The sequence below is a fragment of the Halopelagius fulvigenes genome, from assembly GCF_055398025.1.
The window spans coordinates 493,394-516,493 of record NZ_AP043846.1 but is presented as its reverse complement, the minus strand read 5'-3'; the positions used below and the strand labels follow the sequence as shown (position 1 = coordinate 516,493).

General features: G+C 65.7%; 25 protein-coding genes and 1 tRNA gene. 16 read left to right on the top strand and 10 right to left on the bottom strand.

Going from position 1 to position 23,100, the window contains the following annotated elements:
- Window positions 1-239 precede the first annotated feature (239 nt).
- Window positions 240-602 carry a DUF5830 family protein gene (locus ACZ522_RS07065; protein ID WP_379694548.1) on the top strand — a complete coding sequence of 121 codons (363 nt, stop codon included), beginning with the start codon at window positions 240-242 and terminating at the stop codon, window positions 600-602.
- A gap of 37 nt (window positions 603-639) precedes the next feature.
- Here ACZ522_RS07065 and ACZ522_RS07060 read toward each other — a convergent pair whose 3' ends face one another.
- Window positions 640-1,875, bottom strand: coding sequence for a DUF7115 domain-containing protein (locus ACZ522_RS07060; protein WP_379693533.1), 1,236 nt, complete (start codon window positions 1,873-1,875; stop codon window positions 640-642).
- Between the two features lie 129 nt (window positions 1,876-2,004).
- On the opposite strand from ACZ522_RS07060, the gene ACZ522_RS07055 reads away from it, so the two are divergent.
- Window positions 2,005-2,157, top strand: a tRNA-Met gene (locus tag ACZ522_RS07055).
- A gap of 517 nt (window positions 2,158-2,674) precedes the next feature.
- Here ACZ522_RS07055 and ACZ522_RS07050 read toward each other — a convergent pair.
- Window positions 2,675-5,611: a DUF7827 domain-containing protein gene (locus ACZ522_RS07050; RefSeq protein WP_379693535.1), complete on the bottom strand. Its 2,937-nt coding sequence runs from the start codon at window positions 5,609-5,611 to the stop codon at window positions 2,675-2,677.
- 572 nt (window positions 5,612-6,183) lie between these two features.
- Between ACZ522_RS07050 and ACZ522_RS07045 the strand changes: the two genes are divergently transcribed.
- Both ACZ522_RS07045 and ACZ522_RS07040 read left to right on the top strand, forming a co-directional pair.
- The gene (locus tag ACZ522_RS07045; protein WP_379693537.1) at window positions 6,184-6,636 is read left to right on the top strand and encodes a type IV pilin domain-containing protein; all 453 of its coding nucleotides are present in this window, start codon (window positions 6,184-6,186) and stop codon (window positions 6,634-6,636) included.
- Window positions 6,633-7,121: a type IV pilin domain-containing protein gene (locus ACZ522_RS07040; RefSeq protein WP_379694551.1), complete on the top strand. Its 489-nt coding sequence runs from the start codon at window positions 6,633-6,635 to the stop codon at window positions 7,119-7,121. Before ACZ522_RS07045 ends, ACZ522_RS07040 begins: the two co-directional genes overlap by 4 nt.
- 98 nt (window positions 7,122-7,219) lie before the next feature.
- On the opposite strand, the gene ACZ522_RS07035 is transcribed toward ACZ522_RS07040, so the two are convergent.
- From ACZ522_RS07035 to ACZ522_RS07020, 4 genes are all read right to left on the bottom strand, one after another.
- Entirely contained in the window at window positions 7,220-7,408 is a 189-nt protein-coding gene (locus ACZ522_RS07035) for a DUF8178 family membrane protein (RefSeq protein ID WP_379693539.1), read from the bottom strand.
- Window positions 7,409-7,458: 50 nt separating this feature from the next.
- Complete coding sequence (locus ACZ522_RS07030; protein ID WP_379693541.1) at window positions 7,459-8,043, bottom strand: DUF1684 domain-containing protein; 585 nt, start codon at window positions 8,041-8,043, stop codon at window positions 7,459-7,461.
- A 107-nt stretch (window positions 8,044-8,150) separates the two neighbouring features.
- Complete coding sequence (locus ACZ522_RS07025) at window positions 8,151-9,128, bottom strand: aldo/keto reductase (protein ID WP_379693543.1); 978 nt, start codon at window positions 9,126-9,128, stop codon at window positions 8,151-8,153.
- Window positions 9,129-9,168: 40 nt separating this feature from the next.
- On the bottom strand, window positions 9,169-9,435 hold the full coding sequence (locus ACZ522_RS07020) for a DUF8028 family protein (RefSeq protein ID WP_379693545.1): 267 nt from the start codon (window positions 9,433-9,435) through the stop codon (window positions 9,169-9,171).
- A gap of 312 nt (window positions 9,436-9,747) precedes the next feature.
- Here ACZ522_RS07020 and ACZ522_RS07015 point away from each other — a divergent pair, with 312 nt between their 5' ends.
- The 3 genes from ACZ522_RS07015 (at window position 9,748) to ACZ522_RS07005 (ending at window position 11,767) form a co-directional block, all read left to right on the top strand.
- Window positions 9,748-10,767, top strand: a complete 1,020-nt coding sequence (locus ACZ522_RS07015; RefSeq protein ID WP_379693547.1) for an asparaginase — start codon at window positions 9,748-9,750, stop codon at window positions 10,765-10,767.
- A gap of 61 nt (window positions 10,768-10,828) precedes the next feature.
- Entirely contained in the window at window positions 10,829-11,443 is a 615-nt protein-coding gene (cmk, locus tag ACZ522_RS07010) for a (d)CMP kinase (protein WP_379693550.1), read from the top strand.
- A 30-nt stretch (window positions 11,444-11,473) separates the two neighbouring features.
- Window positions 11,474-11,767 carry a transcriptional regulator gene (locus ACZ522_RS07005; protein ID WP_379693552.1) on the top strand — a complete coding sequence of 98 codons (294 nt, stop codon included), beginning with the start codon at window positions 11,474-11,476 and terminating at the stop codon, window positions 11,765-11,767.
- Between the two features lie 24 nt (window positions 11,768-11,791).
- Here ACZ522_RS07005 and ACZ522_RS07000 read toward each other — a convergent pair whose 3' ends face one another.
- Entirely contained in the window at window positions 11,792-12,736 is a 945-nt protein-coding gene (locus tag ACZ522_RS07000; protein ID WP_379693554.1) for a DMT family transporter, read from the bottom strand.
- A 238-nt stretch (window positions 12,737-12,974) separates the two neighbouring features.
- On the opposite strand from ACZ522_RS07000, the gene ACZ522_RS06995 reads away from it, so the two are divergent.
- Both ACZ522_RS06995 and ACZ522_RS06990 read left to right on the top strand, forming a co-directional pair.
- Window positions 12,975-13,613, top strand: a complete 639-nt coding sequence (locus ACZ522_RS06995; protein WP_379693557.1) for a ribonuclease H — start codon at window positions 12,975-12,977, stop codon at window positions 13,611-13,613.
- Between the two features lie 45 nt (window positions 13,614-13,658).
- Window positions 13,659-14,405: a twin-arginine translocase subunit TatC gene (locus ACZ522_RS06990; protein ID WP_379693559.1), complete on the top strand. Its 747-nt coding sequence runs from the start codon at window positions 13,659-13,661 to the stop codon at window positions 14,403-14,405.
- Here ACZ522_RS06990 and ACZ522_RS06985 read toward each other — a convergent pair.
- Window positions 14,390-14,596, bottom strand: a complete 207-nt coding sequence (locus ACZ522_RS06985; RefSeq protein ID WP_379693562.1) for a hypothetical protein — start codon at window positions 14,594-14,596, stop codon at window positions 14,390-14,392. The genes ACZ522_RS06990 and ACZ522_RS06985 overlap by 16 nt on opposite strands.
- Before the next feature lie 106 nt (window positions 14,597-14,702).
- On the opposite strand from ACZ522_RS06985, the gene ACZ522_RS06980 reads away from it, so the two are divergent.
- Window positions 14,703-15,008, top strand: a complete 306-nt coding sequence (locus ACZ522_RS06980; protein ID WP_379693565.1) for a hypothetical protein — start codon at window positions 14,703-14,705, stop codon at window positions 15,006-15,008.
- Between the two features lie 140 nt (window positions 15,009-15,148).
- Complete coding sequence (locus ACZ522_RS06975) at window positions 15,149-15,448, top strand: hypothetical protein (protein ID WP_379693568.1); 300 nt, start codon at window positions 15,149-15,151, stop codon at window positions 15,446-15,448.
- A gap of 221 nt (window positions 15,449-15,669) precedes the next feature.
- Here ACZ522_RS06975 and ACZ522_RS06970 read toward each other — a convergent pair whose 3' ends face one another.
- Both ACZ522_RS06970 and ACZ522_RS06965 read right to left on the bottom strand, forming a co-directional pair.
- Complete coding sequence (locus ACZ522_RS06970; protein WP_379693570.1) at window positions 15,670-17,916, bottom strand: NADP-dependent malic enzyme; 2,247 nt, start codon at window positions 17,914-17,916, stop codon at window positions 15,670-15,672.
- Between the two features lie 89 nt (window positions 17,917-18,005).
- Window positions 18,006-19,136, bottom strand: coding sequence for a M24 family metallopeptidase (locus ACZ522_RS06965; protein ID WP_379693572.1), 1,131 nt, complete (start codon window positions 19,134-19,136; stop codon window positions 18,006-18,008).
- A gap of 154 nt (window positions 19,137-19,290) precedes the next feature.
- Between ACZ522_RS06965 and ACZ522_RS06960 the strand changes: the two genes are divergently transcribed.
- From ACZ522_RS06960 to ACZ522_RS06940, 5 genes are all read left to right on the top strand, one after another.
- On the top strand, window positions 19,291-20,121 hold the full coding sequence (locus ACZ522_RS06960; RefSeq protein ID WP_379693575.1) for a COX15/CtaA family protein: 831 nt from the start codon (window positions 19,291-19,293) through the stop codon (window positions 20,119-20,121).
- A 156-nt stretch (window positions 20,122-20,277) separates the two neighbouring features.
- Complete coding sequence (locus ACZ522_RS06955) at window positions 20,278-21,189, top strand: basic amino acid ABC transporter substrate-binding protein (protein WP_379693578.1); 912 nt, start codon at window positions 20,278-20,280, stop codon at window positions 21,187-21,189.
- 47 nt (window positions 21,190-21,236) lie between these two features.
- A complete protein-coding gene (locus ACZ522_RS06950; RefSeq protein WP_379693581.1) occupies window positions 21,237-22,070 on the top strand; it encodes an amino acid ABC transporter permease in 834 nt (277 codons plus the stop codon).
- Window positions 22,067-22,801, top strand: a complete 735-nt coding sequence (locus ACZ522_RS06945; protein WP_379693583.1) for an amino acid ABC transporter ATP-binding protein — start codon at window positions 22,067-22,069, stop codon at window positions 22,799-22,801. The genes ACZ522_RS06950 and ACZ522_RS06945 overlap by 4 nt, the downstream gene beginning before the upstream one ends.
- Window positions 22,802-22,887: 86 nt before the next feature.
- Window positions 22,888-23,088 (top strand): DUF8106 domain-containing protein, encoded by a 201-nt coding sequence (locus tag ACZ522_RS06940; RefSeq protein WP_379693586.1) that lies wholly within the window; start codon window positions 22,888-22,890, stop codon window positions 23,086-23,088.
- Window positions 23,089-23,100: the final 12 nt, after the last annotated feature.

Here is a 23,100-nt window from a genome sequence, read left to right as displayed (position 1 = left end):
GTCACCGCGCGAGGCGACCGAAGCGCGCTGCGTTTTTGGTCTCGCACCGCGCAGGTGGAGGCGTAGCCGTGCCCGACGACGAGTCCGACGCGCAAGCCGACCTGTCCGCGTTCGACGGCGGCGGCGCGGAGGCCGACACCGACACCGAGGCCGACGCCGAGAGCGACGCGACCGGGAGTTCGGCCGACCCGAGGACGCACTCGCCCGACGACGGCCCGGTCGAAACCGACGTTCGGGAGATGGACGCCGAGGAACGCGTCGAACTCGCCGTGGACCTCTTGGCGCACCTCGAAGCGGACGAACTTCCGCTCTCGGACGTCGTGGACCGGATCGAGACGGTGACGACGAACCCGACGCTCACGCGGGATATCTTAGACGCCGCCGAACTCCGCGGCGTAATCGACCGCGAGGGCGGGAACATCCGGACGCGCCGCGGCGGGACGTACGTCAGGTTCGAAGAACAGGTCGTCCGACGCGAGGGCGAGTTCGACTGCCGTCGCTGCGGCGCGAGCATCTCGACGGGACACTTCGTCCGCTTCGAAACCGGCGAACTCGGGCCGTTCGGCTCCTCGTGCGTCCGGAAAGTGCTCGGCCGTGAGTAAGAGCGAGAGAACCGCAGACCGCAGACGCCCGCGGCGTCTACCTGCCCCGCCGCAGTTCTTCGATGAGCTGTTCGATGAGCTCCCGCTGGCGGCGGATCTCCTCGCCCTGCGCCTCGACCGTCTCCCGAAGCGCCGCGACTTCGTCGGCGAGGGCGTCCTCGGCGACGGGGCCCGCCGACTCGAACCCCGAGTTCTCGAACCCCGAATCGTCGCGCTCTCCGTCCCGCGCGTCCCGCGCGCCGCCTTCCTCGGATCGAGCGTTCGCGCTCTCGCCCGACGGCGTTTCCGTCTCCGACTCGCTCCGACCGGTCGCGGACGGTGCGTCGGCGCTCGCCCCCGAAGGCGCCTCCGCGGGCGCTTCCGCCGCCTGCGCGTTCGCCGCGTCGCCCGCACCGGCGTCGGCGGTGGTCGTCTCCGCCGTCTGCGCGTCGGCCGTTTGCGTCTCCGCCGTCCGAACCTCCGCCGCCTGCCGTCCGGCGGGGACGCGCGCCGACGCCGATCCGGCCTCCGCTTCGGGGTCGGCGACCCGCGTCGCGTTCTTCGGTTCGTCGGAGAGTTCCGCGGGGTTCGCGCTCAGCGGGTCCGGCCCGTCGCCGAACGACACCGCGCCGGTTTCGGCGGGTTCCTCGTCATCGGGTTCGTTCGCGGCGCGGAGTTCCTCCAGCGAGCCGACGCCCCAGTAGTCCAGAAGCGTCGATTCGAGGGCCTCGCGGACGGCGCGCGCGTCCTCGTTCGGGGTCTTGAACCGCTCCTGCCGACCGCCGACGGTCATGACGACGGAGGTGGCGACGCTCCCGTCCTCGAAGGTGAGGTCGGTCACGTCCTCGTAGCGGTACTCCTCGTAGTCTTCGTCCCAGAGGCTGCTCCCGATGTGTCTGACGACGCGTGCGCCCGCGACGACCAACGTGAGTTCGCTGAATCTGAACAGTCGCTCCACCGACTCCCCCTCCTGAAGGATGCCGTTCGTCCTCAGGACGCCCTCCACGAGGGGGTGGAGGACTCCGTCGAGATACTTCGACGGGAGCGCGAACGTCTCCGACCCGTCGAGACCGTACTTGAGGGTCACTTTCGACTTCCGACGGCCTTCCGATACCGTCACTCGCTCTGCATCGTGCGGGTACTCCTCGACGGACTCGTCCGAGAGGAGGCCTTCGGCCCTGTAGACGAGCGTCCGCGTCGGCGTCGCGTACAGTTCGTCTTCACCGCCGAGACCGAGACGGGTGACGACGGCCTCCCCGCCGAGGGCGGACTGGACGATCTGCGGTTGACTCATAGGTGCGTTGTCCCCGTGCCTGTTGATAAATCCGCGGGTGATTCACGCGCGGTACGAGGTGTGCTGACACGCCCATCGGCGAGGACGGATGAGAAGGTTAAAGATACTCATCGCACAACGAGAGAGTGAGCCCGGGTGGCTTAGCTGGACATAGCGCCGCACTCATAGGGTTTCTGAGATTCGGTGCGGTAACGCCTTGGAAGCCTCCGCGTGCAATCGGGGCCCGCCGAGCCTCGGACCTGAGTCATGCGGAGATCGCGGGTTCGGAGCCCGCCCCGGGCATTTTCGATTCCTCACGCTCCGAGCGACGGCGTTCTTCGAGCGAGTTCTCGTTCGTCCGTCGCACCGGATACGCTCGACTGTCGGCGGTAGGGACAGTCGGGAGCGGCCAATCGCGGTGATTTCCGTACCATTTCTCGTACGGTGGGATACCGCTCAACGTACCGTGTTCCGAACGGACAGCCCCGACATGCCGTCTCGCACTCGACCGTTTCGACCCTCAGTAGTTCCATCAACTTCCGCTTCGCTCGTTCACTCGATTCACGCAATACTGGATACCGTGGTATGTTGTCGCTTGTTCCATATCTGATCTATGAGCACGCCGCAGCGGGCACCGAATAGTCGATACGAGAAGAGTAGGTTGCGGGCAACCCGCCGACAGCGTCCGGTCGGGACGAGACGGAAGGGTCGAAGTCGGAAAACGGCGCGAAGGATCGACAGTACAGCCGTCGCTACGCGGTCGAAGCGCCGAAAGAAAGGAAATCGAAGGGCCGGAGCGAACTCCGGTGGTTAGCGGTCGTTAGTCACGGCGGACCGCGAGCAGCGCCGCGGCGAGGAGTGCGACGACTGCGACAGCGATGCCGAAGCCGGGCGTACCGGTGCCCGTCTCGCCACCGCCGGTGCCAGTACCCTCAGCCGCCGTGGTCGTCTGACCGCCGGCCGTGGTCGTCGCGGCCGTGGTCGTACCGCCGGCCGTGGTGGTCTCGGTCACCGTGGTCTCGGTCTGGTTGCCGGTGCCGGTCTGGTTGCCGGTGTCGGTCTGGTTGCCGGTGCCGGTCTGGTTGCCGGTGCCGGTCTGGTTCTGACCGCCTGCGACGACGTTACCCTCGGCTTCGAGGGTTTCGGCCGTCGAGGGGCCGCCGCTGACCGTGACGGTGAACGTGTCGTTGGCGCTCTGCTGACTGAAGTCGAACGGAGCGCTGAACGTGCCGTTCTGGCTGACGTAGGTGGTCGCCGTCTTCAGGAAGCTCGGACTCGTGTCGCCGCTGCTGCGGACACGGATCTGGAGCTCCGTACCGGGCGCGACGGACGTCGTGCCCTGTATCGTCTGGTTGGCGGAGGCCGTCACGTTGACGGGTTCGTCGACCTCGTACTCGGCTTGGGCGAGCTGGTAGTCGGATTCGACCGACTGCTGGCTGTCGGCGAGTTCGCTGTCGCCCGAGACGGTGAAGTTGGCCGTCAGAGACTCGTCCGCGTCGAAGCGGTCGGAGGCGACAGTGTCGTTCTCGTCGTACACGCCGTTGCCGTTCTCATCGACGTACGCCTGAACCTCGCTCGGGTTGTACGCGATGAAGTACGTGCCGTTCTGTCCGTCCGCGATGACGTTCGTGTTCGACTCGTTGAGTCGAAGCTGGAACGCTTCGCGGTTCGTCTCCGCTGCGGTCTGCATGACCGTGAAGTTGACCTCAGACGACTCGAACAGCGCAGCGTTGACGTTGTCGCTACCCTGTGCGCCGAGGGTGCCTTCGAGACCGGAGGCGTTCACCGAGTGAACGACGAGGTCACCGTAGGCGGGGCTGTTGGTCTGCGTGAGGTTGCTGTTGCGGGCCGCGTCGTAGACGTCGCTCGTGTCCTCGAAGGTGGTCCCTTCCGGCGCGGTCCACGTGTTCAGGCTGCGCGTCTCGCGTTCCTCGAGGACGAGCGTCGCGACGTTCTGGGACGGCTGGTCGCCGTCACTGCCCGAACGAACTTCGATGTCGTAGTCGCCCGCGTCGAGGAGCGAGTTGACGCCGATTTCGATGTTCGAGCTCACGATGCTGTCTTCGTCGCCTTCGACGGAGAAGACGTCACTCGCGTCGTTGCTGGCGCCTCTGGCCGCCCAGGTGTTGAACTGAAGCGTGACGACGCCGTCGTCGTTACCGTCCTCGACGGTGACGTTAGCGAGGAAACCGACGTCATCGCTACCGATAGTCGCCGTCGCGGTGTCGGTGTTGCTCATCGTGATGTTCATCTCGACGACGTCACCGCGAGCTTCAGTGTAGATGTTCTTGCTGAAGTCCGCGGTGCCCTCGCCGGTCTCCGCGACGTTGATCGTCGAGGAGGTGTCGGTGACGCCCGACTGGTTGTCGCGCGCTTCGACCGTGTAGGAGCCCGTGTCGACGCCGCTCAGGTTGAACTCGAAGTTGAACTCACCCTGACCGTTCAGGCGACCGGGTATCTGTGCGACTTCTTCGTTGTCGCTGTCGAGGAGGGTGACCGTGACGGGTCGGTTACCCGCGTTGGCGGTGACCGTGCCCTCGATGGTGTCGCTGGTGGTGACGTTCTGGTCGTCGACGCTCATGTTGAAGCCGAGGTCACGAACGTCGATGGTCGCAGAGCCGTTGTCACCGATGGTGAAGTTGTACTGGTCGATTTCGCGGTTCGTCGTGTTGAACAGGAAGACCCGACTGTTGGTGCCGGTCGAACCGCTGAAGGCGTAGTTCGATTCGTCGCCTTCGACTTCGACGCTGGTGTCCGTGGTCTCAGCGGTGACGGCGACGGTCTCACCCTGGTAGACGTTCGCGTTCGTTCCGTCGGCGACCGTCACGCTCGCGACGTCCACGCTGACGTTGCCGCTGCCCGGGACGTTGAGCTCCACTTCGCCGGTGTGCAGCTCGCTCGTGCTGAGAACGACTCGACCGTCAGAGGTCGAGCTCACGTTGGTTTCGATCGGTCGACCGTCAGCGTACAGCTGGAACTCGCTCGCGTTGCCAACTGCTCCGCTGAAGGCAACCTCTACAACGGCGTTCTGCGTGCCGCGGTCCGGGTCCGTGTCGTAGTGGGTTGCGGAGACAACATCCGAACTGTCGCCGGTCTGTTCCGTCGAGACGTTCTCACCGCTGACGGCGGATCCGTTCTCGGTGGTCTCGTTGTCGACGGTCTCGTTGTCGACGGTCTCGTTTTCGGCGGTCTCGTTGTCGACGGTCTCGTTGTCGACGGTCTCGTTGTCGACGGTCTCGTTGTCGACGGTCTCGTTACTTCCGTTGGCTCGGATGGTGACCGGCGCGGCGGCCGTGGCGGTCGAACCTGCCGAGTCCTCGAAGGTGAATTCGAACTCACCCGAGGTGTCCGACTCGACCGACGGGGCCGTCACGGTGACGTCGCCGGTGATGCTGATCTCGGAGGCGTTGATGTCGCCGGGGTCCTCGATCTCCCACGTCCCGTTGCCGGCAGAGGTGATGTTGAGGGACTGGCCGTCAGCCGAGGCGGAGAGGTTCACCGACTCGACGGTGACGCCGTCGGGCGCACTCGCCGAGAGGGTGTCGCTCTCTCCGTCGGCGGTATAGTTAGAGAACGTTACGTCCAGCGTGTGCTGCTGCGTCGAATTGGCGTCGATCGTGTCCGGAGAGACGGTCGCGTCTCCAGTAGAATCGACTGCAGCAGCAGACCCTGTGAGCGCGACGGTGCCCGCAAACACGGAGAGCACCATCAGCGCTGCGAGGAATATCGCGCGGAATTGGTCTGTCTTGCTTGTCATAGTTAGGGGGTATTTCGCTCGGCGACACCTGCTTTCGTCCGACCTGATTTCCCACACGACGCCCGGATCATCGGACTCGGACGGAGTTACTCGCAGATGTCACCATGGGCAGGGGTACATCAGAACTCCACTCGTGTGTATGGTAAATACTTTGTGTGCTAACGATATACCAATGATCAAAAGTAGTGAACGTTCGTCTGAGGCGAATTACACGTATTCGAAGGGATTAGATGGAAAATCGAACGCAGAATAGTATCCCCCGTGTTGTGCACTGCGCGGGCGCGTCCGATGGTCCATCGCCCGTGCTGTCTGTTCCCATACAGAAGAGGCGTTTGACGCTTGCTCGGCGAAATCCGACGACATAGGGGTGATAAACCCTACTTAAACGGAGTATTAATGAGTAATCAACTATATCACGGTTTGGTTAATTTCTCCTTTAACTTTATATCAGAGTAGTGTGAGGGAGCGATTGGACACACCACGACAGGGGGTGGGACGGGGGTCGAAGTCGACTCCCGGGGGAAGGAACGACCGTCCGCTGTCGCCTTGGGGTGTCGTCCGACAACCCAAATATGAAGCTCAAACAGCTATTCACGGACGACTCGGCCGTCAGCCCCGTCATCGGGGTAATCCTGATGGTGGCTATCACGGTCATCCTCGCAGCAGTGATCGGCACATTCGTGCTGAACCTCGGCGGAAGCATCTCGGAGACGAGTCCGCAGGCGTCGTTCGGATTTGATTACCACGACAAGGATGCCGACGCGTCCACTTACGGTGTCGTCGTGACGCACGAAACCGGCGACAGCATCGACGCTGACTCGGCATCATTAGACGTAGTTGCTTCGGACAACAGCCTCAGTAGCACTACGTTCTCCGGGCAAGTTAGTGCAGGAACTGCGATTAATTCCTCTGCTACGGGTTACGAAGGAAGTGAGACGATTTCCTCCGGCTCGACTGTTCGCGTCGTGTGGACGAACGAAAACGGAGAGTCCTCCGCAACTCTGAGCAAGAGCACAGCGCCATGAAACTGAAGCAACTACTCACTGACGACAACGCAGTCTCGCCGGTCATCGGCGTCATTCTGATGGTGGCCATCACGGTCATCCTTGCCGCCGTTATCGGTACGTTCGTCCTGAACCTCGGTGGGAGCGTCTCGCAGACGAGTCCGCAGGTCTCCTTCGGATTCGACTTCAAGGATGATACGACGGGAGGTTGGGACAACGTGACGGTCACCCACGAGACAGGTGACTCGATTACGAGTTCGCAACTTAACGTTACGTCCTCTGCCACATTCAAACACCAATTGGATGACGGATCTGCATCCACTGACGCTGCCGTATCGTCAAAATCGTTTGCCGATATGGGAGCAGGAAGTAAAGTGTCCGCAGGGACATCCGTCACTCTGGTCAAAAACGGAGACCTCGACGGTCAAGAGTTCCGCGTCGTCTGGACCTCCGAGAATGAGGAAACTTCCGCGACGCTGTCCAAGTGGACGGCACCGGACAACTAACCCGCTAACCAACCATTTCTTCGACCGCAAAACCGCGTAGCGACTGCTCTCGACGGAACTTCTACCGAGAAACCGCGCAGGAAAAGCGAATCGGCGATTCAGACCGGTCGGCCGCTTCCGGACGTTCCGACGAGGTACGTTCCGAGGGTGAGAAGCGCCGTGGCCAACACGAGGACGTACGTCGCCACGGGCGGCGTCCCCGAGAGTATGCCGGGGAGGAACCCGAGGACTCCGACGACCATCAGGACGAGCCCGACGATGCTCTTCTTGCTGCTGAACAGTCCCATACCCGTGACGTGAGACGCGTCGAATATGGGTGTTGCGCTTTTCGGCGTCGTCAGGCGTCGGGCGACCACGTTCGCTCGCCCGCCTCCACCGCCACGTCGAGCCAGTTCTCCTCCGGCGGAAGCGGACAGGCGAACGTCTCGCTGAACGCGCAGAACGGGTTGTAAGCGACGTTGAAGTCCACGACGACCGCCTGGCCGTCCGTCAGTTCGCCCTCGGGATGTAGTTCGATGTACCGACCGTTCTCGTACGTCTGCTGTCCAGTCGTCTTGTCGCGGAAGGGGACGAACAGCGTCTCGTCCTCGCTCGTCTCCTGTCGGTACCCGTGGAGTTCGAGGCTCTCGCCGCGGAGGGAGAACTCGAACGTGACGACGCGGAGGTACCGAACCTCGTTTCCGGCCGTCGTCTCCATCGGCACCGGTTCGGGGTCGTCGTGGACGCGGGCCGTCGCGGAGACGCGGTACGCCGGGTCCGGGTCGAAGTAGTCGAGTCCGTCGAACTCGTCGCGCAACTCCGGCGGGATGGGCGACTGCGGGTGCGAGCCGAAGAACTCGTCCTTCTCGGCGCGCTTCTCGCGGAGTCTGTCGGCGTACTCGGCCGGCGCGTCCGTCGTCGCGGCGTCTGCGTCCTCGCTCATGAACTCCGGTACGGCGCGCGGACTGGTACACCTGACGGTTCCGGCGGTGCGGACGCGCCGGATGCGCGCGCGGGCGACGCGGAGAAGGGGTTCCGAAGGGCGGACGCTCAGCCGTTGCGCTTCGCGGTGGCGAGTCGGTCGAACTGGTCGGCCGTCAGCGAGATGTCCGCCGCCGCGAGGTTCTCAGCCAACTGGTCGGTCGTCCGCGCGCCGACGATGGGCGCGGTCACCTGTTCGTGGTGCAGCAACCACGCGAGGCTGACCTGTCCGGGCGTCGCATCGACCTCCGCGGCGACGGCTTCGACGGCGTCTAAGGCGTCGAAGTTCTCCTCGGTGAGGTAGGAATCGACGAACTGCTGGTCGGTCGCCGCGCGGGAGTCCGCGGGCGGTTCCTCCCCGCGCGTGTACTTGCCCGTGAGAAAGCCGCCCGCGAGGGGGGACCACGGGACGACGCCGATGTCGTAGTCGGCGCACATCTCCAGATAGTTGCCCTCTATCTCCCGGTTGACCGCGTTGTACCGCGGTTGCGCCAGCGAGAACGGTTCGTAGCCCCGCCTGTCCGCGAGTTCGTTCGCCTTCACCACCTTCCACGCGTTCGGTTCAAGCGTCGAGGTGCCGAGGTAGTTCACCTTCCCGTCGCGGACGAACTCGTCGAGGGTGCGCATGAACTCCTCGACGGGCGTCTCGTCGTCCCAGCGGTGAGTGTAGAGCACGTCCACGTAGTCGGTTCCGAGGCGGTTGAGGATGCGGTCTATCTGGCGGCGGAGGTGCTTGCGGTTCAGACCGCTCCCGTTCGCGTCCTCGCGGGTCGGCCAGTAAATCTTCGACGCGACGACGAAGTCCTCCCTGTCGCGTTCGGCCAACCACTCGCCGATGTACGTCTCGCTTCGCCCCTCGCCGTACATGTCGGCGGTGTCGATGAAGTTGCCGCCGGCGTCGGCGTAGGCGTCCAGAAGTTCGTGGGCCCGTTCGCGTCCGACTTCGACGTTCCCCTCGTCGTCCGCGCGGCCGAAGCGCCACGTCCCGAAGGCGAGCTCCGAAACCGACGTTCCGGTCCGTCCGAGAGACACCGTATCGAGAGACATGGTCGCAAAAGGAGCGTCGGCGGCTAAAACGCCGCGATTCTCAGCGCGCGTGACCGTGGCCGACGACGAGAGCGGCGACGTTCAACGCGAGAAGCGTCCCGAACACCGTGACCTGTTCGCCCTGCAGTCCGCTGATCAAGAGGGGAAGATACAGAAACGGGAGCGTGACTGCCAGCCAGAACGCCAGAAACCGAATCGGCGCGAAGAGTATTTCGAGGCCGGTCTGAAGCGTAGCTGGCGACGTTTCGACGAGTTTGCCGAGGACGCCGACGCGTTCGTCGTGGGCGGGGGCCGAAGAGTTCGACATACGTTGGGACACACCTACTCGATTACAGCAGGTCCGAGAACATATAGCCGACCGAGTGTTAAGACACGTTTACAATCGTTCCCTAGTTAAATTCAAGAAAACCTAACTTTTTTAAACCCAACGAGAAGAGCCGAGACGTTTCATAGGATCGTCTCGCCGTGTCTTCACGATTAACGAGCGGTATATCGTGACAGTATTTCGTTCTGTGCAGTTGCCGCCGAGATATTGTCGCGGCGGGTGCCGACGGCGACGCGCCGTCGCCCCCATGACGAAAGAGGTAATCGACCCGACGGCGAGTGGCGAGACGATACGATGTCACAGGTACGCGTCGTCAGTTGCGGCGGCACCATCGCGAGCGAACCGAGCGAGGGCGGGGCGGCCCCGGCGAAGACGGGGACCGAACTGGTGGAGGCCGTCCCGGAGGTGGCGACGTACGCCGACCTCCGCGTGACCGACGTAGGGTCCCGACCGGGGTTCGACATGGACTTCGGCGTCGTCGGGAAGGCGGCGGACGCGGCCGTCGAAGCGGCGTCCGAGGAAGCCGACGGCGTCGTCGTCACCCACGGGACGGACACGCTCGCGGACACGGCGTACGCGTTGGACCTCGTCTCCGACCTCGACGTTCCGGTCGTCGTCACGGGCTCTCAGCGCCGGTTCGACGAACCGGGTTCGGACGCGCCCTCGAATCTCCTGACCGCGGTGCGGGCGGCGGCGGACGACCGGTTCGACGGCGGCGTGTACGTGGCCTTCGACGGCGAACTCCTGGCGGCGCGCGACGCGGTGAAGACGCACACGAACGCCCTCAACACCTTCCGGTCGCCCGGAAAGGGCCCCGTCGCGTCGTTCACGAGGCGGACCGTCCGCGTCCACCGCGACCCCCGTTCGACCGCGTCCGACACGTCCCTCCCGCGGGACGCCCTCCCCGAGGCGGACGCCGTCGAGGTGCCCGTGATCCACTCCGGAACCGGCGTCGACGGCCGATGGCTCACCCGGGCGGTCGAAGCGGGGGCCGACGGCGTCGTCGTCGAGGGGACGGGACTCGGAAACGCCACGAGCGGACTCGGAGACGCCATCCGCGACGCACTCGAGTCGGTTCCGGTCGTCGTCTCGACGCGGTGCCACGCCGGGCCGACCGAGGCCGTGTACGGAACCGGCGGCGGGGGCGTGACGCTCCGCGAATACGGCGTCGCCTACGCGGGCGACCTCTCGACGGCGAAGGCCCGGGTGAAACTCGTCCTCGCGTTGGCCGCCGCGGGCGGACGAGGCGGCGACGGGCGGGGGTCGTCGGCCCGCCGGACCGTGTCGGACGACGTCGTCACCGTCTTCGAGTAACTCGCCCGAACCCCGCCCGTTCACCCGGATTTTTGGTCCCCCCGGGAGAGGGTCGAACATCATGTCCGAGGCAGACGCCCTGACGGACCGCCGGGTCGATAGCAACCTCTTCATCACCGTCTCCGGTCCGCCGGGGTGCGGCGCGACGACGCTGTGCGAGGGGCTCTCGACGGCGCTCGACTGCGGGTTCGTCTCGGGCGGCGACATCTTCCGGACGCTGGCCGAGGAGCGCGACATGAGCCTCTCGCAGCTCATCGCGAAGACGGACGAGTCCGACGAGATAGACCGCGCCTTGGACCGCCGCCTCCGGACGATAGCCGAGAAGTGGGGCGCGGCGAACAAGGCGTTCATCCTCGAATCCCGCCTCGCGGGGTGGCTCGCGGGCAACCGCGCCGACCTCCGAATCTGGCTCGACGCGCCGGAGGAAGTCCGCGTGGACCGGACCCGGGACCGCGAGGAGATGGAAGCCGAGATGCGCGTACGCGAGGTGAGCGAGGCGGGGCGCTACGAGTCGTACTACGGCATCGACGTCACCGACCAGTCGTTCTACGACCTGAGGCTCAACACGGCCCGGTGGAGTCCCGAGGCGCTTCTGAATATCGTCCTCGCGGCCGTCGAGGAGTACGACCCCGAGACCGACGAGGGCGCGTTCGGCACCGAAGACGTCGACGTGTGACTTTTCGGTCGTCGCCGCCTCCGCCGTGGTATGGCCGACCTCAACCCGGTCGCGAAGCGAATCCACAACGTCTCGCCGAACCCCGTCCGCCTGACGCTCGACGACGGCACGTCGGCGGTCTACCGCATGCACAGCACGGAGTTCTTCCAGTTGGAGTTTCAGGCCGAGGGCGAACGCCAAGACGACGACGGTGCCGAGTACCGACTGATAACGACCGAAGACAACGAGTCGGTCCTCCTCGGCCGGAAGGGGCCCGACGAGAGCGAGTGGTCGATGGTCGGCGAGGTGGCCGAGGCGGCGCGCGCCGAGGCGACCGAGAACTGAGGCGGACCGCGGACGAGGCGACGGTTACTCCCGCGTTCTGGACGACCCGCGGAGACGGCGGCGGAGGCGCGGCAGTTCCGCGCGGACGGCGTCGCGCTTCAACAGCGCGAACCCGCTGAAGATGACGACGAACCCGACGAGCGTGTTGACCGTCGGCAGTTCGCCGAGGAACGCCCACCCTGCGAGCGCCGCGAACACGGGCGCGACGTAGGAGACGAGGTTTATCTCGATGGGGCCGAGGCGGTCCAGCAGGTCGAAGTAGACGAGGAACCCGAGCGCGCTGGCCACGATAGAGAGGTAGCCGAGGGCCGCCAGCGCCTGCCACGACCAGATTACGTCGCCCATCGACTCGCCGAGGCCGGCGCTCACGGCGTGCATGAGGAGCGCGCCGCCTATCATCGACCACGCCTCCATCGTCTCGATGGGCATCGCCGAGTCGATGCGGCGCGTGAGGACCGACCCGAGGGCGAAACAGGTCGCGGCGGCGAAGATGAGCATCTTGGCCACCGCCCCGCCCGCGAATAGGTTGTCCGGGTCGGGGTTCGCGAGGACGACGACGCCGACGAGTCCCAGCACCATGCCGACGACGCCGAGGAGCGTCAGGCGTTCGTCCGGGAGGAACGCCCGCGCGAACCCCGTCGTCAGCAGGGGGCTCAGGCTGACGATGACGGCGGCGGACGCACTCGTCACCGCGGGGTCGAGTTCCCCGACGAACAGAAGCGCGTGGTACCCCGCGATGAGCAGCGTCGAACCGACGGCGACGACGGTCCACTCGTCGCGCCCCCGCGGTAGCGGGTGGTCCGTCGCGTAGGCGGCGTACGCGAGCATCAGGACGCCCGCGACGTCGTAGCGAATCGCCGCGAACAGGACCGGCGGGATGTACTTCAACCCCGCCTTGATGGCCATGAACGCCGCGCCCCACGCCGCCGCGAGGAGGAAGAACAGGACGGCGTTTCTGTACCGTGTCACATCGATGCTGCGTCGTCTCGGAGCCTGAAAGTTTCGCTTCGACCCACGCACCCGCCCGGTCGCTCGGTCGCTTGGTCGCTCGGTTGCTCGGTACGCACCGCTCACCGTTCTCCGCTCGCCATGACATTACGTACCACAGTAGAGATACGTACGCTATCGAGCGGTTTCGGCGTATACGCTTCGTTAGGTGGGGGCAAATCCGGGGTAGGCTTAAGTCTCCTGACCGGCTACTGCGGGTATGGCCGTTCACGGCCGGTCAACACTCCGCGACCTGTTCGACGACTCTCCGACCCCCCACATCGCGCACCCGCCGCGCACACATCACCGTCACTTCTACGTCGCCACCGACGGGTCGTATCGCCCGGACGGCGGCGGCCTCGGGGTCGTCATTGAGGCGCGCGACGGAACGAGGGTGGCCCGCATCGCATCGTCCGATGCGGCCCCCGACAACAACGTCGCAGAGTACCGAGCGCTCCACCTCGGACTCGACGTCCTCGCGGCGAGAGCGCCGCCGGACGCCCGCGTCGGCGTCCTCGTGGACCACGACGACCTCGCCGCCAACGTGAACACGGAGGTGCTCGCCGCCGCCGACCCCGAGTGGAAGGTGGGTCGCCCGCGGTCGGTGCCCCGCGGGAGCGAGAACCACTGGCGCGGGATCCGCGCCCGCATCGCCGGGTTCGGCGAACTCCGCGCGGCCCGCATCGACGGGCGGGAGAACCCGGCCCACCCCCTCGCCAACGCGCCCGGCGAGTACGCGCACGTGAACTACAAGGCCGACCGGTGCGTCCTCCCCGAACCCCTGTCGGGCGAGACGGCCGAGGCCGACGACCCGCAGTTCCCCCCGCCGTCGCGCTTCGAGAGCCACGCGAGCGACTGACGGCGAAAGAGAAGATTGACAATGGGCCTTCTCTAGTCCGTTCTCGTGCCGTCTGAAGCCACTCGCGCGCCCTCGGGAACCGTCTCGTGGCGCACGACTCTCGGTGCCGTCGTCCACGCACGCGCGCAGAGACTCGTCGCCGTCTTCGCCCTCACGACCATCGCCGTCACGGCGGTGTTCGTCGTGACCGGGTTCGACCTCCAGACGCTTCTCCCGTCGGCGTTCGGACCGGTCGAGGTGTCGCCGCTCTCTGAACAGGTCGAGTACAACCGCCTCGCCGTCGAAATCGGCCTCCTCGCCGGTCTCGTCGCTTCGGCGCTGTTCGTCGCGCCGCACCTCGTCCGCCACGAGAAGGTCGATTTCTCCCGCGCCCGGACGCCGCTGGGTATCGCCGCCGCCGGGTTCGCCGCTGGCACCGCCGCCGGCAGAGCGCTCGTCCTCCCGGCGATGTTCGAACTGTTCGCCGACAGCCTCGTCGACATCGACGCCGCCGTGGGGCCGTACTGGGTGACGGAACTCGGCCTGTTCTTCCCCGTCGCTCTCGGCGTCGCGGTGGCGTTCCCCGCCCTCCTCGTCGGAGCGGTTCGGGCGGGTCTGCTCCCGCGTCTCACCACCGCCCGCCACCGGGCGTTCGCGGCGGTTCCGTTCGTCCTCTTCTCGGCGACGCACGCGCCGCCGACGCCCAACACGTTCGTCCTCTACGCCGCGCCCCTCTTCGCGGGACTCGGCGTCGGCGTCGCGTGGTTGGAGTTCGCCGACTCGAAGACGGTCGGTCGCTACGTCGAGGAGTAGTCCACCTTCCCCTCCTCCTCTCGCATCTCTATCCAGTAGACGCGAGTCGAGGGGATGTGCAGGTAGCGGCCGTCGTCGAGTCTGAGACGGACGCCGCGTACCTTCCCCGATTCGGATATCTGATCGGCGTCCACGTTCACCTCGGCTCTGCCGTCCGGGTCGTCCGGGTCTTCGTAGGCAATCTTCGCCATGGCCGCCCTAGCTCGTCCGGCGTGATAAGGACACTACGTGACAATAATATTATGAGATTCTCGAACTGCCCCAACTGTTTCCCGTATATCGCCGTCATGTCCGTACATGAGCTACGATGGCGGCCGAACCCCCGAGGACGATAGTCCGTCGGATGACTTCCATAACGTGCCCGACTCGACGACGATCGAGGGGACGTACGTCAGAAACGACGAGGGACAAATGACGATGGCCGACCGGTCCAGCGAGGACGAAGGCGTCGACGAAACCGAGGCCGCGGGCATCGGAATCGCGGGGACGCTCATCCTCATAGGCGCGGTTCTGTTCCTCTTCCCCGAACCCGTTAGCTCCGTCGCCGGAGCGCTTCTCATCACCGGCGGGATAATCCTCTGGGCCGTGGAACAGTTCTCGTAATCCCCCGCCTCTCTCCTCCCCTCGTCGGGTGCGCTCCGCGCGACCCGTAAGCCGCCTGCGCGGGGCGGGACGCCGTCGCCGTCTCGGACCGCGCAAGTGCCGCCCCAAGCGTTACCCGCGTCTCGCCGCTAGTGACGCGCATGAGCTTCGATAGAGGTCGCACGTCGGACGACCGGTCGGACGACGCGCACACGCGGCCCGACTCGATGCCGAGCGAGGAGACGTACGCCACGGACCAAGAGGGACGGCCGAGGATGACCAGTCTCTCCCGCGGCGGTGCCGCCGCCGGGGACGCCGGGGGCGGAGGCATGGGAACGGCCGCGTTGCTCATCCTCCTCGGCGCCATCCTGTTCGTCTTCCCGGAACCGGTGACGTCCATGGCCGGAGTCGTCCTCGTCATCGGCGGGATACTGCTCTGGGGCGTCGAACGGTTCGCCTAACCACCTTTTTACTTCGTCGGGTGCGCTTCGCGCACCACTTCCCGTGAAAATCCGGACCATCACCGGAAAGCGACGCTTTCCGGTTAGCAGTCAGACGGGGGGCCGTCTGACGCCATCGCCAGAAATCGAATATTTCTGGCTGTCCAGCCAGAACGCTCCGCGTTCTGGCGACAAAAAGGGCCGTGAGGACTCGCTTCGCTCGTCTCGCGGCCGATTACTCTCTACTCGTTCTGCGCGTCCACCACGGCCACCGCGCCGAGGTTGACGATGTCCTTCACCTCGTCGCCGCGTTGGAGGACGTGAACCGGCTTGTCCATGCCGACGAGCATCGGGCCGATGGCCTCCGCGCCGCCGAGTCGTTGGAGGAGTTTGTAGCCGATGTTGCCCGCTTCGAGGTTCGGGAACACGAGGACGTTCGCCGGGTCGTCGAGTTGGGAGAACTCGTAGGTGCCTTCGAGGATGTCCTCGACGACGGCGGTGTCGGCCTGCATCTCGCCGTCCACCTGGAAGTCCACCTCGGGGTCGTCGTGCATGAGTTTCACCGCGTCGCGGGGTTTGCGCGTCCCCTCGTTGGTGACGCTGCCGAAGTTCGAGTACGACAGCATCGCCGCGCGGGGTTCGACGTTGAACCTGCGCGCGAGGTCGGCGGTGTGCTTCGTCACCTCGGCCAACGTCTCCGCGTCGGGGTCGAGGTTCACCGTCGTGTCGGCGCAGAAGATGACGCGGTTCTTGAACGTCAGCAGGTACACCCCGGCGGCGTAGTTCGCCTCCGGCGCGGTGCCGATGACCTGCAACGGCGGGCGAAGCGCCGAGGGGTAGTGGTGGGTGAGGCCGGTGAGCATCGCGTCGGCGTCGCCCTCCTCGACCATCACGCTGGCGAAGTAGTTGGTGTCGTTGTGAATCCACTCGTTGGCCTCGTTCTTCGTCAGACCCTTGCGCCGCCGGAGTTCGTACAGGCGGTCGGCGTAGTGGTCCCAGTCGCCGTTCTTCGGGTCCACCACCTCGGGGTCGAAATCGAGACCGAGGTCCGCGGCGATGGCGGTGATGCTCTCCTCGTCGCCGACGAGGACGGGTTCCGCGATGCCTTGGTCCTGCATCTGGTACGCCGCGCGGACCATCTTCTCGTCGGTGCCCTCCGCGAGGGCGACGCGCTTGGGGTCGGACTTCGCCTTGTTGAGGACGACGCGCATCATCTCGCGGGACTTCCCGAGGCGCGCCTCCAGTCGTTCCTCGTACGCCTGCATATCGAGGTCGGTCCGCGCGGACCCGCTATTTATCGCCGCCCGCGCGACGGCGGGCGCGACTTTGAACAGGACTCGGGGGTCCAGCGGTTTCGGGATGACGTAGTCGGGGCCGAACTGAAGCGGTTGGTCGCCGTACGCCTTCACGACGGCGTCGGGCACGTCCTGTTTCGCCAAGTCGGCGAGTGCGTGGGCGGCCGCGCGCTTCATCTCCTCGTTTATCTCAGTCGCGCGCGCGTCGAGTGCGCCGCGGAAGATGAATGGGAATCCGAGGACGTTGTTCACTTGGTTGGGGTAGTCCGAGCGACCGGTGGCCATGATCACCGTGTCGTCTCTGGCCTCTTTGGCCTCCTCGTAGCCGATTTCGGGGTCCGGGTTCGCCATCGCGAAGATTATCGGGTCCTCCGCCATCGACCGCACCATCTCTTGGGAGACGATGCCGCCGACGGAGAGACCGACGAACACGTCCGCGCCCTCCATCGCCTCCGCGAGGGTGTCCGCCTCGACGTCGTTGGCGAACTCCCGCTTGTACTCGTTCACGTCGTCGCGGTCGGTCGTGATGACGCCGTCGGAGTCGCACATCACGATGTTCTCCTTTCGCGCGCCGAGGGAGACGTAGAACCGCGCGCTGGCGATGGCGGACGCGCCCGCCCCCGAGAAGACGATAGAGAGGTCCTCGATGTCCTTGTCCACGATGTCCGCGGCGTTGATGAGTGCCGCCCCGGAGATGATGGCCGTCCCGTGTTGGTCGTCGTGGAACACCGGAATCGACACCCGTTCGCGGAGTTGCTCCTCTATCTCGAAGCACTCGGGGGCCTTGATGTCCTCCAAGTTGATGCCGCCGAAGGTGGGTTCCATCGCCGCGGTGGCGTCGACGAACTCGCCCACCTCGTTCAGGTCGAGTTCGATGTCGAAGACGTCGATGTCGGCGAACCGCTTGAAGAGGACGCCCTTGCCCTCCATGACGGGCTTCGACGCCTGCGCGCCGATGTCGCCGAGTCCGAGCACCGCGGACCCGTTGGAGACGACGCCGACGAGGTTGCCCTTCGCGGTGTACTCGTACGCCTTCTCGAGGTCCTCGTCGATGTCGCGGCACGGCGCGGCGACGCCCGGCGAGTACGCGAGACTCAGGTCGCGTTGGGTGTTCGTCGGCTTAGTCGTCGAAATCTCTATCTTCCCGGGCGGGTCTTCGCGGTGATACTCCCGCGCGTCGTCGTCGAGTCCCATGCATTAGGGCCACCGCGGGAGGCGTCAAAAATGTACCGTACTGTCGAAAACTCGCTTCGACAGACGACGAAAAAGGACTCGAAACCGAGTTACTCCTCGGGGGCGAGGAGTTCGTGGCGTTCGATGGAGAACTCGCCGTCCGCCGACTCGACGGTCCGCGTCGGCCACTCGTCCGTCTTCGTCAGCACTTCCGCGCTATCCTCGGTGACGAGGACCGTGTCCTCGGACTTCGCGCCCCGTACGGTCGGGTTGTAGGCGTACGCCATCGGCGCGCGGACCGACCGGTTCTCGTTCGGGGAGACGAACCACTCGCGGCCGGCGTACCCCGCCGCGCCGCCTTGGTGGTGGTTCCGCCACTCGTCGGGTTCGCCCGCGTCCTCGTAGGCGGCGACGATGGCGTCGAAGACGTCCGCGGCCGTCCCGCCCTCCCGGGCCGCCTCCCGCGTCGCGCCGAGCGCCGTCGTCTCGACTTGCATCGCCTTCTCGTGGCGGTCTTCCAACCACGAGGGCGGGTCGAACGCCACGGTTCGGGTGGTGCTGGCGTAGAGGCCGCCGCGTTCCGCCGTCACCGACAGGAGGGCGTAGTCGCCGAGTTCCGCGAGCGTCGGCGTGTAGTGGCGGTACGACTGCGCCCGCTCCGACCCGCCGACGAGGACGACGGGCGCGTTGGCGTTCCGGGTGGCGAGCGCGATTCGGAGAGCCGCGGCGACCTCGTGTTCGGTGTCGCCGGGTTCTATCTCGCGGGCGACCCGTTCTATCGCCGTCGCCACGTCCCGGCCGAGTTCGCGGTAGCGTTCCGCGTCGGTCTTGGAGAGGGGTTGTCTCAGTTCCGTCGCGTCGAGGGCGTCGAACCCGGGCACGTCGAAGTCCGCCGCGGCGCGACCCTCCGTACGTTCGGCGACGGCCTCCGAGAGCGACGATTCGTACCACGCCGCGGACTCGACGTCGAACGCGGCGGGGAGTTCCTCGTCTCGGAGGCGGCCGGCCTCGATGTTGTCGGTGACGACGCGCCACCCCTCGTCCCGGTCGTACCCGGCGGCGGCGACGCCGACGTCGGCGTAGCGGTCCACGACGTTGCTGCCGCCCGTGAGCCACGAGAAGGAGTTCGGTCGCGCGAACCAGACGGCGTCGAGTCCCTCCCGGTCGAGGTACTCGTCGAGTCGTTCGCGGCGGTCGGTGAGGTGCATCTCGACCCGTTCGGGGTCGTCGTCGTCGGTCATGAGTTGGCGTTCCGACGCCGGGGCTTCAAACGTGTCGGTGGGGGCAGGTTCGTCGCCGGCGGGGGCGTCGAACGGGGCGAGGCGCGTCCCTCGCTGATGGTGCGCCCGGCGAAAGGTAGAGCGATTCAAGTGTCCGCGACACGGAACCGACGGTATGGACACCCGCCTTCGTCGTCTCGTGGCCGCCTCGTTCGTTCTCACGGGGATACTGATGGTTCTCGGGGTGTACACGGCGGCCGCCGGGGCCGGACTCACCTGCGCCGGCCGGTGGCCGTTCTGCGACGGCTTCCTCGGCCTGTTTCCGGCCAACTGGAGCAGCTTCATCGAGTGGTTCCACCGCCTCGTCGCGATGGTGACCGGATTCCTCGTCCTCGGGACGACGCTCCTCGCGTGGCGCGAGGGCGTCGCCCGGCGGGTTCGCGTCTCCCTCGCCGTCTCGACGGTGCTCCTGCCCTCGCAGATAATCCTCGGTGCGCTGACCGTCACGACCTACCAGTGGGCGATTCTAATGGCTCACTTCCTCACCGCCTCGATAATCTTCACCGGCGTCGCCCTCGCCGCCGCGTGGACGTTCGAGACGGCCGACCCGACCCGAATCCGAACGACCGTCACCGCCGCGGCGGCGGGCCTCCTCGCCATGGTGATCACGACGCCGCACGCGTTCGTCCCGTTCGGCGCGAACGTCCAAGCGGTGTACTACGGGGTCGGTCTTGCGGCGTACGCCGCCCTCGTCGCCGCCGCCGTCTGGACCGCCGACGCGTTCGAGGGCGGCCTGCGCTCTCGCCTCCGTCTGACGACCGGGGCCGCGGCCGTCCTCACCGTCTCCTTGCTCGTCCTCGGGCGGCAGGTGTACGGCGGCGGCTTGGAGTACGTTTCGCTCGCGGGCACGGCCGTCGCGTTCGGCCTCGCCGCCGCCGCGGCGTGGCTTCTCTACGACCGGACGCGGGCGGGCCGAGTCCGCGGCGTCCCCGGCGGAAGCGACTGAGGCGGCAACCGTCGCCGTCGCGGCGTTCAGTTGCGCAATCATCCAAGTTTTCCAGATATTCTGACACACATATCCCACCGAAGGCCGCTCTTGTTCCAGTTCCGAGTTTTCAGAATCGAAGAGGTGTTATACCTCGGTCGGCTACCGGACACTGTCATGGATAGACGTACGTACATCAAGACCGGTACCGGTGCCGTCGTCGGCACGCTTCTGGCCGGTTGTACCGGCGGCGGTGGCGGTGGCGGCGAAGGCGAAACGACCACGGGGTCCGGCGAAGAGACGACGAACGCCGAGACTGGGACCGGCGAGGGGACGACGACGGGCGGGTCGAACTCCCTCCCCGAGACGGTCGTCATCGGGTCCGACATCCCGTACCGTCCGTTCGAGTACGAGACGACGTCCGGCGAACTGACCGGGTTCGACGTGGACATCGCCAAGGCCATCTTCGAGGGTGAACTCGGAATCGGCTACGAGTTCAAGCCGACGAGTTTCGACTCCATCATCCCCTCGCTGAACAACAACAACTTCCGCATCATCATGTCGGCGATGACCATCAACGAGAAACGCGCCAAGAAGGTGGACTTCTCGGACCCCTACTTCACGGCGTACCAGACGGTCATCGTCCGGCAGGACAGTTCCATCTCCTCGAAGCAGGACCTCAAGGGCAAGAACGTCGGCGTCCAGAAGGGGACGACTGGCGCGAACGCTGCCGAGGGCCTCAAAGAGGAGTTCGGCGGTAACCTGAACCTCAAGAAGTTCGACCAGATCTCCGGCGCGTTCCAAGCGCTCATGAACGGACAGGTCGACGCCGTCATCAACGACAACACGGTCAACGCCGAGTTCGTCAACGGGAAGGGCGAGGGCAAGGTCCGGTTCCTCGAAGGCGAGGGCGCGGCCGCCGAGCAAGGCAAGAACGCCCCGCCGTACCTCACGCTGACGGTCGAAGAGTACGGCATCGCGTTCCGCAAGGACGACGACGAGTTCCGGAAGAAGGTCAACGAAGCCCTCGCCGCCATCAGAGAGAGCGGCAAGTACGACGAGATATACTCGAAGTACTTCCAAGGCTAAGCCTCTACCCTTCTCTTTAACACCGAAACACGCAATCTGAACCAACAATGGCTGACTCATACTCGGGAACTGCGTCCGACTCGGAGGGGGGTACCGGGGGTCCGACGTACTTCGACGACACGACGCTGAAGTACCTCGGGGCTGGACTGGCGAGTCTGTTCGCACTCGGAGTCGTCCTTCTCGTCCTCTACATCCTCGCGACGCAGGTCGACTTCAGGCTGATACCGACGATTCTGCCGCAGTTCATCAACGCGTACGTGTTGGTGCTCGGCATCGTCGTCACGTCGAGCATCCTCTCGGTGTTCTCGGGCGTGTTCGTCGGACTCGCACGCGTCTCGAAGACCAACATCACGAGCGGGATATCCGGGGCGTACGTCCAGTTCTTCCGCGGAACGCCGCTCCTGTTCCAGATATTCGTCATCTACTTCGGCATCCCAGCGCTGTGGCCGGGGTCGTTCCCCTTCTCGAACTGGGGGATTCCGACGGCGATCATCGCGCTGACGTTGAACCACGCCGCGTACGTCGGCGAGGCGGTCCGCGGCGGCATCAACGCCGTCCCGGACGGGCAGATGGAGGCGGCGCGTTCGCTCGGGATGGGCTACGTGCAGGCGATGCGCGAAGTCGTCATCCCGCAGGCGTGGCGCAACGCACTCGCCGCCATCGGGAACGACCAGGTCATCCTCGTGAAGGACACCTCGCTTCTGACCGTCATCGCCATCCCCGAACTCATTCAGCAGTTCCGCGACGTCAACAGCGCGACGTTCGACCCGTGGACGCCGTTGCTCCTCGTCGCCGTCGCGTACCTCTCCATCACGATTCCGATGGGGAAACTCGTGACCTACCTCGAAGAGCGCTCCGACTGGGGAGGTGAGCGCCGATGAGCGCGCCCCTCCTCGAATTCGACGGCGTGGAGAAGTACTTCGGCGAGACGCACGTCCTCAAGGACGTCTCCTTGGACGTCGCCGACGGCGAGGTGTGCGTAGTCGTCGGCCCCTCGGGGTCCGGGAAGTCCACGCTGCTTCGCTGCGCGAACAGACTCGAAGAGATTCAGGGCGGCGAGATTCGGCTGGACGGCCAGTCCATCTCTGACCCGAACGCGGACATCAACCGCCTCCGCCAGCGCATCGGGATGGTGTTCCAGTCGTTCAACCTGTTCCCGCACAAGACGGCCGTCGAGAACGTCACGCTCGCGCCGATGAAAGTCCGCGGCGCGAGCGAGGCGGAGGCGCGGGAACGTGCGGAGTCGCTCTTAGACCGGGTGGGACTGGCGGACCAAGCGGACTCCTACCCGAACCAGCTCTCCGGCGGCCAGCAACAACGCGTCGCCATCGCCCGCGCCCTCGCGATGGATCCGCGGGTCATGCTGTTCGACGAGGTGACGAGCGCACTTGACCCGGAACTCGTCGGCGAAGTGCTCGGCGTCATGCGGACCCTCGCGGAGGAGGGGATGACGATGATGGTCGTCACCCACGAGATGGGCTTCGCCCGCGAGGTGGGCGACCGAATCGTCCTCATGGCCGACGGGAAAATCGTCGAGACGGGCGAACCGACGCAGTTCTTCGAGAACCCCGAGACCGACCGCGGCAAGCGGTTCCTCTCGAAACTGCTGTAGCCGGGTTGGAGTCGCCGGCCCGCTATCTGTCATCTTCTTTTCGGCGCAGACGCCACCGCTATCCCCTCTGAGCACGTAATTCGACCATGAGCGCAATGGAACGAAACCCGAACGCGGCCGGCGACGAAGAGCGCCGAACCGTCCGAAAGGACGTGCTCTTCTGTCCCGACTGCGGGCGAATCGCCTCCTCCGACCGGTGGGAGTGGAACGACGGCGACGACGTCGAAACGCTCGACTGTCCGAACTGCGGAACCACCCTCACGACCCGTCCGCACGCACTCGCCTGAGCGTCGGACCCG

What these genes read in the sequence shown, in the direction of transcription:
- ACZ522_RS07065 (WP_379694548.1), top strand. Translation starts at nt 240, where the DNA reads ATGGACGCCGAGGAACGCGTCGAACTCGCCGTGGACCTCTTGGCGCAC.
- ACZ522_RS07060 (WP_379693533.1), bottom strand. Translation starts at nt 1,875, where the DNA reads ATGAGTCAACCGCAGATCGTCCAGTCCGCCCTCGGCGGGGAGGCCGTC.
- ACZ522_RS07050 (WP_379693535.1), bottom strand. Translation starts at nt 5,611, where the DNA reads ATGACAAGCAAGACAGACCAATTCCGCGCGATATTCCTCGCAGCGCTG.
- ACZ522_RS07045 (WP_379693537.1), top strand. Translation starts at nt 6,184, where the DNA reads ATGAAGCTCAAACAGCTATTCACGGACGACTCGGCCGTCAGCCCCGTC.
- ACZ522_RS07040 (WP_379694551.1), top strand. Translation starts at nt 6,633, where the DNA reads ATGAAACTGAAGCAACTACTCACTGACGACAACGCAGTCTCGCCGGTC.
- ACZ522_RS07035 (WP_379693539.1), bottom strand. Translation starts at nt 7,408, where the DNA reads ATGGGACTGTTCAGCAGCAAGAAGAGCATCGTCGGGCTCGTCCTGATG.
- ACZ522_RS07030 (WP_379693541.1), bottom strand. Translation starts at nt 8,043, where the DNA reads ATGAGCGAGGACGCAGACGCCGCGACGACGGACGCGCCGGCCGAGTAC.
- ACZ522_RS07025 (WP_379693543.1), bottom strand. Translation starts at nt 9,128, where the DNA reads ATGTCTCTCGATACGGTGTCTCTCGGACGGACCGGAACGTCGGTTTCG.
- ACZ522_RS07020 (WP_379693545.1), bottom strand. Translation starts at nt 9,435, where the DNA reads ATGTCGAACTCTTCGGCCCCCGCCCACGACGAACGCGTCGGCGTCCTC.
- ACZ522_RS07015 (WP_379693547.1), top strand. Translation starts at nt 9,748, where the DNA reads ATGTCACAGGTACGCGTCGTCAGTTGCGGCGGCACCATCGCGAGCGAA.
- cmk (WP_379693550.1), top strand. Translation starts at nt 10,829, where the DNA reads ATGTCCGAGGCAGACGCCCTGACGGACCGCCGGGTCGATAGCAACCTC.
- ACZ522_RS07005 (WP_379693552.1), top strand. Translation starts at nt 11,474, where the DNA reads ATGGCCGACCTCAACCCGGTCGCGAAGCGAATCCACAACGTCTCGCCG.
- ACZ522_RS06995 (WP_379693557.1), top strand. Translation starts at nt 12,975, where the DNA reads ATGGCCGTTCACGGCCGGTCAACACTCCGCGACCTGTTCGACGACTCT.
- ACZ522_RS06985 (WP_379693562.1), bottom strand. Translation starts at nt 14,596, where the DNA reads ATGGCGAAGATTGCCTACGAAGACCCGGACGACCCGGACGGCAGAGCC.
- ACZ522_RS06980 (WP_379693565.1), top strand. Translation starts at nt 14,703, where the DNA reads ATGAGCTACGATGGCGGCCGAACCCCCGAGGACGATAGTCCGTCGGAT.
- ACZ522_RS06975 (WP_379693568.1), top strand. Translation starts at nt 15,149, where the DNA reads ATGAGCTTCGATAGAGGTCGCACGTCGGACGACCGGTCGGACGACGCG.
- ACZ522_RS06970 (WP_379693570.1), bottom strand. Translation starts at nt 17,916, where the DNA reads ATGGGACTCGACGACGACGCGCGGGAGTATCACCGCGAAGACCCGCCC.
- ACZ522_RS06965 (WP_379693572.1), bottom strand. Translation starts at nt 19,136, where the DNA reads ATGACCGACGACGACGACCCCGAACGGGTCGAGATGCACCTCACCGAC.
- ACZ522_RS06960 (WP_379693575.1), top strand. Translation starts at nt 19,291, where the DNA reads ATGGACACCCGCCTTCGTCGTCTCGTGGCCGCCTCGTTCGTTCTCACG.
- ACZ522_RS06955 (WP_379693578.1), top strand. Translation starts at nt 20,278, where the DNA reads ATGGATAGACGTACGTACATCAAGACCGGTACCGGTGCCGTCGTCGGC.
- ACZ522_RS06950 (WP_379693581.1), top strand. Translation starts at nt 21,237, where the DNA reads ATGGCTGACTCATACTCGGGAACTGCGTCCGACTCGGAGGGGGGTACC.
- ACZ522_RS06945 (WP_379693583.1), top strand. Translation starts at nt 22,067, where the DNA reads ATGAGCGCGCCCCTCCTCGAATTCGACGGCGTGGAGAAGTACTTCGGC.
- ACZ522_RS06940 (WP_379693586.1), top strand. Translation starts at nt 22,888, where the DNA reads ATGAGCGCAATGGAACGAAACCCGAACGCGGCCGGCGACGAAGAGCGC.